This is a genomic window from Prevotella sp. P4-119 (assembly GCF_002251345.1).
Lineage (GTDB): Bacteria > Bacteroidota > Bacteroidia > Bacteroidales > Bacteroidaceae > Prevotella.
This window is the reverse complement of record NZ_NPJB01000073.1, coordinates 44,427-56,599: the sequence shown is the minus strand read 5'-3', so window position 1 is coordinate 56,599 and position 12,173 is coordinate 44,427. Positions and strand designations below refer to the sequence as shown.

Sequence of the window (12,173 nt, the reverse complement as noted above, 5' to 3'; positions counted from 1 at the left end):
CTTGGAGTCCTTCGTGTGGTGTGCGTTGCAATTCCACATATTCTATACCTCTTTCTTTGCAGAGTTTACGTTTCTCGTCAGAACCACCTTCTGCATTGACCACAAAGACGTCGGGCTTCACCAAGTCAAGTGTGGGCAGAAAGTCAATCACTCCGCTTCCTTGGTTGATATAGGCTTCTTTTACCGCCTTGATGTTTTTCACCATGAAGAGGCGTTCTTCTTGCGGAAACATAGGTTTGCGGTGTTTATATTCCAAATAGGTGGCATCGGATCCGATGCCCACGTATAGGTCGCCATATTGTGCTGCTTGCTGAAAGAACTCCACATGTCCGGAATGTAGTAGGTCGTAACAGCCGCTTACAAATACTTTTTTCTTCATGTTTTTTGTTGTAATAGGTGGACACAACGTTACAAGTGCATCCTGTTTATGAGTTTTGGGTTGTATTTCTATAGTGGTAATGGCGTCAGCGTGTCTCTGATTCAATATATAGATTTGTATTTATATTGAACGGACTATCGAAGTTGGCCAACATCTTGTGTTTGGTGTCTTTTTCCGACAGTAGGGCTTGGTCGGTGGGTATTTTCCAGTTGATGCCCAACGATTGGTCCATGATAGAGATGCCGCCGTCAGCCTCTGGGTGGTAGAATTCGTCACACTTATACTGGAAAACTGCCGTTTCCGATAGTACGGCGAAACCATGTGCAAATCCTTTGGAGATGAAAAACTGTCGGTGGTTGTCTTCTGTCAGTTCTACGGCAACGTGTTGACCAAATGTAGGTGATCCTTTACGTATATCTACTGCAACGTCGAGTACAGCTCCCTTGACACACCGCACGAGTTTACTTTGTGTAAATGGTGGTCGTTGGAAATGCAGTCCGCGCATGACTCCATAGCTTGACATCGACTCGTTGTCTTGTACGAAGCGTATAGTGTGGCCCAGTATTGGTGCGACCTTCTCGTCGAATTCGCGCTGTGAGAAGGATTCGAAGAAATAGCCGCGTGCATCGTTGAACACTTTTGGTTCAAGAATCAGTACGCCTTCGATATTTGTTTTTATTACATTCATAATGACCCTGTTCTATAGGGGTTGATAGGAAATAGCGATGTATTCGCTAACGATATGATATTATTGTATCATGCAAAGTTAGCGTATTATTGTGACATTGCAAAATTTATTGTTGCATTTTTGCTGCTGTGTTTCTTCAAAGCAGATGATGGAAAAGTGTTCTGTATTGTTGTCAGCATCTGCAAAACAGCCATTGTCTATGAGTAATGATAAGTATGGGAATTGCCGGTGATGTGACGAATGTCTTGATGGCAATAGCCTCTGTTGAATGGTTAAAAAACGTTTTATACCTTATAGAAGTGCTTCGGCTTTTTTCACGCTACCGGCTTTTAATATGAGTTTTTTTACTTCATCATAGTCTTTGTATTTGGGATTGCGCTCCATGAAAATTCTCACAGCACGGTCGATGAGCTTTGCGTTGATGAGTTTTGCATTCACCATTTTGTTGCCTTCAACACGTCCGAGACGTATCTGTACTGTGGTGCTTATCATGTCGAATATCAGTTTCTGTGAGCTGCCGGCTTTCATTCGGGTACTTCCCGAGACGAACTCGGGTCCTGTTATAACCTCCACTTTATAGTCGGCTTGGCTGGCTATGGGTGAGTTGGGGTTGTTGACGATGCATCCTGTTGTGATGCCGTTAGCACGACAGTGTTGCAATGCTGCAAGTACGAACGGAGTGGTTCCGCTGGCTGAGATGCCTACAACGATGTCGGCAGTGGAAATGTTTTTGTCGATCAGTTGTTGCCAACTGTTTTTTGTGTCATCTTCACGCGACTCACGTGTTTGTGTCAGACACTCCGTTCCGCCAGGGAATATAGCTTGTATTTGTGTGCCGTCAGTGCCGTATGTGTTTTGCACTTCTATGGTGTCGAGTGTTGCAAGTCGTCCGCCAGTTCCACATCCCACATAGAATAGCCTTCCGCCACACTTCAGTTTTTGTTCTATCGTAGCGATGAGTTTGTTGATTGCCGGTAGTGCATTGCCTATGGCAACGGGAACTTTCATGTTCTCGCAGTTTATATCAGCTGTGATTTGTGCTATGGTCATTTGTTCGAGATGGTCATAGTGTGATGGTTGCTCTGTAATTCGTTTGTCCATTGTGTGATGCTTTTTTGGATGTTAGGTGCAAAAATACAATAAATTATTGAACCATGTTCATATTAGGATGTTTTTTTTTGATCGTTTTCGTTAAGCCAGATGAGCAGAGTTAACTTTCCGTTTAAGTGAGCGAAAAATCAAGCTCGCTTGAAGTTTTCCGAACGTGAGGAAAGTCAACGAAGTTAAGTACACTTAAACGCTGCCATGGCGAGAAAAGTATTATAAGGTTCCTTGCAGAAAAACAAAAGAGGGATACATCACTTTTGATGCACCCTCTTAGTAATATATCGGGAGATTTTATGTTTCAAATTTGCAGTTTGTTTCAGATTACATCATTAACTGAGCCCTTTTTCAAAGTGGGCTCAGTTAATGATGTAATACTATTTCAGCACACCAAGTTCCTTGCCCACCTTGATAAATGCAGCGATAGCCTTGTCAAGTTGCTCACGTGTATGACCGGCAGAGAGCTGAACGCGGATGCGAGCCTCACCTTTCGGAACTACGGGGTAATAGAATCCCGTAACATAGATGCCTTCCTCAAGCAGGCGGTTTGCATAGCGCTGAGACAGCGGAGCATCGTAGAGCATTACAGCACAGATAGCGCTCTGAGTAGGTTTGATGTCAAAGCCGGCAGCGAGCATCTTGTCGCGGAAGTAGTTTACATTCTCTACGAGGCGATCGTGAATGGTGTTATCCTCCTTCAGCATCTTGAACACCTCAAGGCTTGCACCGATGATTGATGGAGCCAACGAATTGGAGAAGAGATACGGACGACTGCTCTGGCGCAGCATGTCGATAATCTCCTTACGACCAGTAGTGAATCCACCGAGAGCACCACCGAAGGCTTTGCCCAAAGTGCCGGTATAGATATCTACACGACCGTATGTCTTGCAAAGCTCACTCACACCATGACCCGTTGCACCCACAACACCTGCAGAGTGAGACTCGTCAACCATGACAAGAGCATCATATTTCTCTGCCAAGTCACAGATTTTATCAATAGGTGCCACATTGCCGTCCATAGAGAACACACCATCGGTGCAAATGATACGGAAGCGCTGAGCCTGGGCATCCTGCAAGCACTTCTCCAATTCCTCCATGTTTGCATTAGCATAGCGGTAGCGCTTTGCCTTACACAAACGCACACCGTCGATGATAGAAGCGTGGTTGAGTGCATCAGAGATGATAGCATCCTCCTCAGAGAGGAACGAGCCAAACAAGCCACCATTGGCATCGAAGCATGCTGCATATAAGATAGTATCTTCTGTTTGGAAATACTCTGAGATGGCTGCCTCAAGTTCCTTATGGATATCCTGTGTACCACAAATGAATCTTACCGACGACATACCGAAACCACGGCGATCCATCATTTTCTTTGCACCCTCAATGAGGCGTGGGTTATTAGCCAAACCAAGATAGTTGTTTGCACAGAAGTTGAGCACTTCCTTGCCCTTTACCTGAATAGCTGCCTGCTGTGGGCTTTCAATGATACGCTCCTCTTTATAGAGGCCTGCTTGCTTCAGATTCTCCAAAGCGCTTGCGAGATGTTCTTTTACTTTTCCGTACATAATAGGATTATTTAAAAGTTTTAGTTATTGAAATGCAAAATAACTCATTTTTTTCCAAACTAAAAAAGGTTTTTTTGTTTTTTTTCAATAGAACAAAAAAATGAGCGGTTTTGTATTGCTATTTGGAAAAAAATGCTTTCCTTTGTACCTATAAACGCTAAAATACATAATACTATGAACATTATCTTGGTTATAGGATCAACAGGCCAGATTGGCTCAGAGCTTACAAGGAAGTTAAGAAGCATTTACGGAAACGCAAATGTTGTAGCTGGTTACATAAAAGGCGCTGAGCCTAAAGGGGAACTTGCAGAGGCAGGACCAATGGCAGAATGCGATGTAACAAATCCTCAGATGATTGCCGATGTAGTGAAAAAGTACAACATCGACACCATCTACAACCTCGCAGCATTACTGTCTGTTGTTGCAGAGTCGAAGCCACGCCTGGCATGGAAAATCGGTATTGACGGCCTATGGAACATCCTCGAAGTAGCTCGCGAGTGCGGTTGCGCTGTATTCACTCCGAGTTCAATCGGTTCGTTTGGTTTGAGCACGCCAAAGATGCTCACACCGCAGGACACCATCCAGCGTCCGCGCACCATCTACGGCGTATCAAAGGTAACAACAGAGCTTCTCAGCGATTACTACTTCAACAAGTATGGTGTAGATACTCGCGCTGTGCGCTATCCTGGTGTTATCTCATACATGACACCTCCAGGCGGCGGCACCACAGACTACGCTGTTGACATCTTCTACTCAGCCGTTCGTGGCGAGAAGTTTGTCTGTCCGATTAAGGAGGGCACACTCATGGACATGATCTACATGCCGGATGCATTGAAGGCTGCCATCAACATTATGGAGGCAGACCCCACACGCCTTGTTCACCGCAACGCGTTCAACATCGCTTCGCTCAGCTTTGGACCAGAGACCGTCTTTGCTGCAATCAAGAAGTACAAACCTGAGTTTGAAATGGTTTACGATGTAGATCCGTTGAAACAGAGCATCGCAGAGAGCTGGCCCGACCGCATGGATGACTCTTGCGCTCGAAATGAATGGGACTGGTGTCCGACCTACGACCTCGACACCATGACAAAGGATATGCTTGAGAAACTTACCATAAAGCTCAAAGGATAAACATATCGAAAGAACATACAAGTGGAGAACGTTTTCGTTAAGCCAAATGAGCAGAATAAAGCTCGCTTTAATTCTGCCATGGCGAGAAAACGAAGGATGAAATCCAACACTTCTTCATCTCCATAGCTCTTCTGCTGGAGGTCAGACCAGTCGAACATGTTGTCATTTTCGATAAGCAGATTGTCTGCAAGTTTCCATCCGTCGTTTCTCGAAGTCCACGGTTGAGGCTGATAACCGGCTATCATTCTCAGAAAGGAATCGTTCATCTGATTATGGTCCCCTTCGTTCCATAGACGTAAAACAACAATACATCCTCGGCGGGCAGCCTCTTGGGCAAATGTTATTACTTCGTCGATGTACTGTTGAGGATTGTCTGTGTTGTTTCCTTCGCGCGAATGGAGTGAAATTTGCGGCTAAGGGTGCATTTGGAAAAGTCAAAGGCGTGTTTGGCAAGAAGAAAAAGTAATATGTTTCGTCATATTACATTTGTATGATGTGAAAGATAGGGCTGGTTTCCCAATGTGGAACCAACCCTATTTGCTTCTCTTAGCCTTGATTCCACAATGCAAGGCGTGGCGCAATGTTCGCATACAGAAAATTCAGTTTTCAAGAAAATTTCGACCACTCGATCATACCTATAGTATAACATGCAGTAGCTTAGAGATTTAAGTGGTGGTCGAAGCCTAAAATATTCGATCACCATCGACCACCATCGACCACGCGAATTTTTTCATCTATCGTAAACAAGATATACTAAGTGGGCCATGGTGTCGATGTCTAATTGGGGTTGCTGATGTTTATCAACGCTTTTTCAAACCTTGATAATATTTTTATCAAACGTTGGATAATACTTTTGTCAAACGTTGGATAATACTTTTATCAAACGTTGGATAATACTTTTGTCAAACGTTAGATAATACTTTTGTCAAACGTTGGATAATACTTTTGTCAAACGTTGAAAAAAAACTTTGTCAAACGTTGGACGATACCCTTGTCAAACGTTGGACGATACCCTTGTCAAGACTAACAAACACAATAATATAGGCAACAGGCCCGATCTCAATTCTGTCATTCCCGTTACTACCGGCGCTATGGCGTCAGGAAACGGATGGCAGAGTGTGAAGTTTGGCAATTCGGCAACTGGCAGATACATCGCTCTACAGTGTTTCGATACACAAGACGGTACTCCGCTCTCTGTTGCTGAGATATATCTGAGAGATGTCAACGGGCAACGCATTGCTCGCGACCAATGGCAGGTGAAATATGCTAATAGCGAGAACGAAAAGGGAAATCACACTGGAGACAAAGCTTTTGACCTGCAAGAGTCAACGTATTGGCAAACTGAAGAGTCGGCAGAAATGCCACATCTCTTGGTGATTTCTCTGATGTTTTCTTATTCTGAAGAGGAATTGTAAGATGCATAATGAAGAAAAGTATCTGTTATAGGTATGTTTTTGAACAACATTCGATTTTTTTTTCGTAATTTTGTGGCATAAAATCAAGTAAATATAAGATATGAAAACGATTACATCTGAAACCGGAGAGAAAATAAAAATTGTTGTAGGTGACATAACTAAGTTAGAAGTAGATGCCATCGTTAATGCTGCCAACAAGACTCTGCTGGGTGGAGGTGGCGTGGACGGCGCTATTCATAAAGCCGCTGGTATTGGACTTCTGAAAGAGTGTAGAACCTTAGGTGGCTGTAATGTGGGTCAAAGTAAAATGACAGAAGCATATCAACTGCCTTGTAAGAAAGTCATTCATACCGTTGGACCTATATGGTATGGTGGCTCTGACAATGAACGCAAAATGCTGGAATCTTGTTATGATACCGCGATGCAACTTGCAGAGGAACATCATTTGAAGAGTATTGCTTTTTCATGTATCAGTACCGGAGTATTTGGCTTTCCGAAAGCTGAAGCAGCACAAATTGCAAAACGTGTTATCTGCGAACATATCCGAAACGGCTACGATGGAGAGGTTATCATTTGTTGCTTCTCTGATGATGATGCCCAGTATTATCTGTAGGGGAACTGGGCCTTATAGCTCAGCTCTTTAAATATCACTCATTCTGCATCGCAAAGTCTGGCTTGATACTAGAAAAAACATAATTACTCATGTATCGTTCTATTATTGGAAAGGAATAACTAAAAAGAAAATCCGCATAACTCACCTGAGCTATGCGGATTTATTTATCTATACCTTTCGGTAGTTATCTATACTTACTTAACCTCCTCAAATATAAACGCTATTGTGTATCATGCGATTACAAATACGCGTAAACGATAAGAGAATGTAAAAGGGGCTGTAAAGCCAAACAAAAATAGAAATCCCAAGTAAGGGACTATTTGTTCTATAAATCCAAACTATCCTCTTTTAGAAGGAAGTCGAAAAGACCTATTGTTAGTATGCCTTCTTCATTGCGACGTGGCATGATGTGGTCCTTCACAATGATAACCTTTTTGAAAGAATCATTAATGTTTGTAAGTGGGCGAGATTCCTGTATCTCTTTCTCCCTGTCAGGGATGGACAAGGCAGACTGCACATAATATTTCTTGCTGCCGAGGCTGGCAATAAAGTCCACTTCAAGTTGAATACGAACCCACTTGCCATCCTTGTCTTGCTTCTTTATCTCCACCATTCCAACGTCCACATTATATCCACGTGTGATAAGCTCGTTGTAGATGATGTTCTCCATGATGTGCGTCTCTTCCTGTTGGCGCATGTCAAGGATAGCATTTCTCAAACCGATGTCTGAAAAATAATATTTTGTGAGCGTGTTGATATATTTCTTCCCTTTTATATCGTAACGTATAGCTTTGTTCAGCAGGAACGATTCGGACAGGAAGGTGAGGTATTTGGAAATCGTCTGACTGCCTATGCTTACATTCTTAACACTTTTGAAAGTATTCGACAATTTAGTAGGATTGCATGGAGCACCTATAGACGATGCCAAAATTAGCACCAGTTCACGCAGTTCATTATCGTTTTTGATTTTATGCCTTTCGATAATATCTGCCAAATAAACTGTTTCAAACAAACCCTTCAAGTAGTTGATTTTCTTTTCTTCGCTCTCAAAAGATTGAATGAGCGGTAAACCACCGTAAGTATAGTATTCGCGCCATGCATCCTGCTTGTCACCGCCAACGGCAGAATAGAACTCTGCAAAAGATAGTGGGTTCACATGGATGGTTTCTCCTCGGCCACGAAACTCCGTAGGAATGTCTGAAGATAGGAAGTGAGAGTTGCTGCCTGTCACGTATGTGTCGGCATTATCAATATGACGGAAACTATTCAACACATCCACAAACTCGTCCATCAGTTGCACCTCATCAATGATGATGTAATACAACTCCTTGTCCTTGATTCTGTCGTGAACATAGTGAAGCAAAGTGTCTGGATTTCTCAGTTCCTTGTTCATGCGGTCTTCAAGATCAATGCGGATGATGTGGTCGTCTGCCACTCCATTATCTAATAGGTAGTGATAGAACAAGACGTTCAGCAGATACGACTTGCCACATCTGCGGATTCCTGTTACCACCTTGGTAAAGCCATTCTGACGGCTTTCTATCAACTGCTTTAGATACCTGTCTCTTTTTATCTCCATCATTTGCATTATATTTTTGCCAGTATTGGCAACTTTTTACAGTGCAAAGGTAACATTTTTTATTCTACCACACAAGTTTTACATTAAAAAACTGCCAATCTTGACATAATTTTAATGCAGAGATAGCAAGAGTGACCAAAATTTAGTTTCAAATTGAGGCAAACTCAAAGCATTTGGAGAAACGAACTTTTTATGATTTTCTCTGAACTTTTCTCCGAACCAAACACATCTTTCTTCGAACTATCATTGCCTCCATATATGAATGCGATTTCCGCGGAGAAAACCATATGGTTGTCAGTCATTTCAAAAGATATTTCAAATACACATTATATTTAATAATAAGCATGAATATTGTCATGTACTCATCAAAAGATTGGTCTTTTAATCAAATTTTGGCTTATTTATGGAGTTTTTTGAGCATATCAGCATTTGTCTCGATTATTTTTTGTAACTTTGCCGTCAAACAACAGAAATCTATCATGGCAAAGTTAAATCGTATAAGAGTCGTTCTCGCAGAACGTGACCTAAACAACAAGTGGCTATCCGACAAACTCGGTAAGGATCCTGCTACAGTGTCCAAATGGGTCACCAATACCACTCAGCCCAGCCTTGAAGCCCTCATTGCAATAGCCAATGCGCTTGAAGTGCCTGTGCAGGAGTTGGTGAGACAGGAAGAATTCAATCAAGAGAAATAAGTCGAAATGACGTACGAAGCAAGAGCAGAGCTAAAGTTTGTTTTGGCTATGCCTTGCAAGAAGGAAGAAGACGAAGTCAAATGATAACAAAAGACGAAATACAAGAACTGCTGCATAGCACGGAAACCTATCGAGTGGAGCGAACCACGTCAACAGGTGACATGGATAAGTTCCAGGAGGCTATCTGTGCCTTTGCCAACGATCTGCCAAACTCACGAAAGAATGGTTACCTGATATTGGGTGCTTACGACAATGGAGAGTTGTCAGGTCTGAAGGTCACCGATGACTTGCTGAAGAAGATTGCAGCCATACGCAGCAACGGAAACATCCTGCCTATACCTGTTATGAGTGTTGACCGTTTCCAGTTTCCGGAAGGTGACTTGTTGGTTGCTGAAGTTAGTCCGTCCGACCTGCCTCCTGTACGCTATCGTGGACGAACTTTTATTCGTATCGGCCCTCGTCGTGACATAGCTACGGAAGCAGAGGAGCGCATATTGGCAGAGCGTCGAATGTCTTTCATGGCCACGTTCGACACGATGCCCTGTTTGGCTGCCAAGCTAAATGATGTCAATACGGACTTGCTAAGCACAAAGTATTTGATACCGCTATTAGGTAATGAGTTAGTGGATTCTGATACTCGTCCTATCGAGGAACAGATGGCCGCTGTGGGCATGTATGACACTGAGCACCAATGCCCCACATACGCAGCAGTCGTACTGTTTGGCTACAAGCCACGCCGTTTTATGCCGGGTCTTTATGTGCAGTATGTATGCTTCAAGGGTGAAGACGTGACCAGTGAGGTAGAGAACGAAATGCAGTTGGAAGGCAATTATTGCGAACTGCTGCCACGTCTAGAATCGCTTTTGGAGTTGTCTGTCATCAAGAAGAAACCTGTTTTTGTTTCTATCCTTCGCGAGGAGATGGTCAGCAACTACCCCTACCAGGCTATCCGTGAGCTGCTTCTCAACGCTTGTATGCATCGCGACATGCAGAGTAATACGCCACTTCGCTTTTATGAGTTTGCCAGCCATCTGGAGATTCTGAATGCTGGTGGCTTGTATGGCAATGCACGTCCTGAGAATTTCCCAAGTGTGAACGATTATCGCAACCCACTTGTAGCTAGTGCCATGAAGACGCTGGGCTATGTCAATATGTTCAATCGAGGTGTAGGCCAAGTCCAGACTGACCTGAAGGAAAATGGCAACCAACCCGCAGAGTTCAACGTTAATCTTATCACGGCATTCAAGGTTGATGTGAAAGTCTCACAGAGTTATACCAAAGAGGATGGCGGTAAAACTGGCGGTAAAGTTGGCGGTGATGTGGCGCTAATAGAAATGACTGATATTCAGAAAAGTATAATAGATTTGATTGGGGCTGATGCTTCAATTTCTATCGACCTAATGGCGGTAAAGATGGCGGTAAAGAAACGAACGTTGGAGAGAGAAATTGCTAAAATGAAACAGAAAGGCTATATCTCTCGAACAGGTTCCCCTCGTTCTGGCAAATGGGAGGTTATTATCCCTTACAATTGCGTTATTGAGATTGTGTAGCTATATCGAACTGAGGGTGAGAAGTAAACAAGAATAAAAAGAAGAAAGAATAATTGTAATGAACGTGATATCATTCTTTGCTGGTTGCGGAGGTCTTGACCTTGGTTTTGAAAAGGCTGGATTCCGTGTGGTTTGGGCTAATGAGTTCGAACCAGGCGTTCATGCGACCTATGAAAAGAATCATCCTAATACGATTCTCTGCAAAGAAGATATAATTAGTGTTGACCCCAAAGATGTGCCAGATTGTGACGGTTTCATTGGTGGTCCTCCTTGTCAGTCTTGGAGCGTAGCAGGTAAGCAACAGGGACTTGATGATAAGCGAGGCCAGTTGTTTCTCACCTACATCGGCATGATTAGGGCAAAGATGCCCAAGTTCTTTGTAATTGAGAATGTCAAGGGATTGCTCGATGAAAAGTTCAAGGATGTCTTTGAAACCTTCCTTGCTCAACTGGACGAGATTGGTTATGATGTGAAATATCGTTTGCTCGATGCCGTTGACTATGAGGTTCCCCAGAATCGTGAACGTGTGTTCCTAATTGGTTTCCGTCACGACTTGGGAATTGACTACCATTTCCCTCTGCCTTCTACTAATAAGCCATTGACGCTAAAAGATGCCATAGGCGACATTACGGCAACACCCATTCCATGTGAAGAGGTCGAGGTGATGACTGATTGCAACATCTATTACAACGGCAAGTTTGGGCCACATTATTATCGCGGAAATCGCCGCCGCAGTTGGGATAAGCCATCATTCACTATCCATGCTACAGGTTACAACATACCCCTGCATCCATCCTCGCCAAGCATGATTTATAATGCTCATGAGGATTGGTCGTTTATCAAGGGACGGTATCGTGAATACAGGCGTTTGACTGTGCGCGAATGTGCCAGAATACAAACCTTCCCTGATAGTTTTGAGATAGATTGTCCCAACATCATTGATGCCTATAAAATGATAGGCAATGCTGTGCCTGTAAGGATGGCAGAGATTCTGGCAACTTCTATCAAAGAGGCTATCGAGAAAGTTACCTCTGAACGCAAACAGCAGCGTGGTGACATCAAGCCAGAAGACCGTGTACTGGTAGGCTTCTACAAGGGCTATCCCCATTGGAAAATCATCACTCACCAAGGCTTCTATTACGTCAGAGCTGATGGACGTAAAGGTTCAATGAGTGTTGAGGATTTGCAACCCCTCCCTAGATTGCTTCTGCTTCATTCTAATGGACGGATGCAGTTGTACGAACTGACAGATTCTGAGCCTAAATATTTTGGAAAGGATTATATAATACGCTTAGGATTCCAGCCATTAGGAGATACATACATCGGTGTTGGCTTTGATGTTTCGTCAAAATACAAACTGAAGTCTGTAGGAATCAACAAAGATACTATTAGGCTCAAACAGCGTTATGCACCATATTTAACAACGATTGAAGAATTGATTAATAAGAAATAAT

Annotated in this window: 11 protein-coding genes; 6 read left to right on the top strand and 5 right to left on the bottom strand. The window is 43.2% G+C overall.

Annotated features, from left to right (window positions below; genetic code table 11):
* The 4 genes from CIK89_RS08065 to kbl form a co-directional block, all read right to left on the bottom strand.
* Positions 1-379: adenylyltransferase/cytidyltransferase family protein (locus CIK89_RS08065; RefSeq protein WP_144007380.1), on the bottom strand; the 379-nt coding region annotated here is incomplete at its 3' end.
* 85 nt (positions 380-464) lie between these two features.
* Positions 465-1,067, bottom strand: a complete 603-nt coding sequence (gene rfbC, locus CIK89_RS08060) for a dTDP-4-dehydrorhamnose 3,5-epimerase (RefSeq protein WP_094390872.1) — start codon at positions 1,065-1,067, stop codon at positions 465-467.
* A 291-nt stretch (positions 1,068-1,358) separates the two neighbouring features.
* The gene (locus CIK89_RS08050) at positions 1,359-2,168 is read right to left on the bottom strand and encodes an N-acetylmuramic acid 6-phosphate etherase (protein ID WP_094390870.1); all 810 of its coding nucleotides are present in this window, start codon (positions 2,166-2,168) and stop codon (positions 1,359-1,361) included.
* Between the two features lie 380 nt (positions 2,169-2,548).
* Entirely contained in the window at positions 2,549-3,736 is a 1,188-nt protein-coding gene (kbl, locus tag CIK89_RS08045) for a glycine C-acetyltransferase (protein WP_094390869.1), read from the bottom strand.
* A 174-nt stretch (positions 3,737-3,910) separates the two neighbouring features.
* Here kbl and CIK89_RS08040 point away from each other — a divergent pair, with 174 nt between their 5' ends.
* The 3 genes from CIK89_RS08040 to CIK89_RS08030 all read left to right on the top strand — a co-directional run bounded on the left by CIK89_RS08040 (position 3,911) and on the right by CIK89_RS08030 (position 6,895).
* Positions 3,911-4,867, top strand: coding sequence for an NAD-dependent epimerase/dehydratase family protein (locus CIK89_RS08040; protein ID WP_094390868.1), 957 nt, complete (start codon positions 3,911-3,913; stop codon positions 4,865-4,867).
* Between the two features lie 1,001 nt (positions 4,868-5,868).
* Positions 5,869-6,282: a hypothetical protein gene (locus CIK89_RS08035; protein ID WP_094390867.1), complete on the top strand. Its 414-nt coding sequence runs from the start codon at positions 5,869-5,871 to the stop codon at positions 6,280-6,282.
* A gap of 100 nt (positions 6,283-6,382) precedes the next feature.
* Positions 6,383-6,895: a macro domain-containing protein gene (locus CIK89_RS08030; protein WP_094390866.1), complete on the top strand. Its 513-nt coding sequence runs from the start codon at positions 6,383-6,385 to the stop codon at positions 6,893-6,895.
* A gap of 325 nt (positions 6,896-7,220) precedes the next feature.
* Here CIK89_RS08030 and CIK89_RS08025 read toward each other — a convergent pair whose 3' ends face one another.
* The gene (locus CIK89_RS08025; RefSeq protein ID WP_305775611.1) at positions 7,221-8,474 is read right to left on the bottom strand and encodes an ATP-binding protein; all 1,254 of its coding nucleotides are present in this window, start codon (positions 8,472-8,474) and stop codon (positions 7,221-7,223) included.
* A gap of 479 nt (positions 8,475-8,953) precedes the next feature.
* On the opposite strand from CIK89_RS08025, the gene CIK89_RS08020 reads away from it, so the two are divergent.
* The 3 genes from CIK89_RS08020 to CIK89_RS08010 all read left to right on the top strand — a co-directional run bounded on the left by CIK89_RS08020 (position 8,954) and on the right by CIK89_RS08010 (position 12,172).
* Positions 8,954-9,169: a helix-turn-helix transcriptional regulator gene (locus CIK89_RS08020; RefSeq protein ID WP_094390873.1), complete on the top strand. Its 216-nt coding sequence runs from the start codon at positions 8,954-8,956 to the stop codon at positions 9,167-9,169.
* 80 nt (positions 9,170-9,249) lie between these two features.
* Positions 9,250-10,719 (top strand): RNA-binding domain-containing protein, encoded by a 1,470-nt coding sequence (locus CIK89_RS08015; RefSeq protein WP_094390865.1) that lies wholly within the window; start codon positions 9,250-9,252, stop codon positions 10,717-10,719.
* A 58-nt stretch (positions 10,720-10,777) separates the two neighbouring features.
* Positions 10,778-12,172 carry a DNA cytosine methyltransferase gene (locus CIK89_RS08010; protein ID WP_094390864.1) on the top strand — a complete coding sequence of 465 codons (1,395 nt, stop codon included), beginning with the start codon at positions 10,778-10,780 and terminating at the stop codon, positions 12,170-12,172.
* Position 12,173 lies beyond the last annotated feature (1 nt).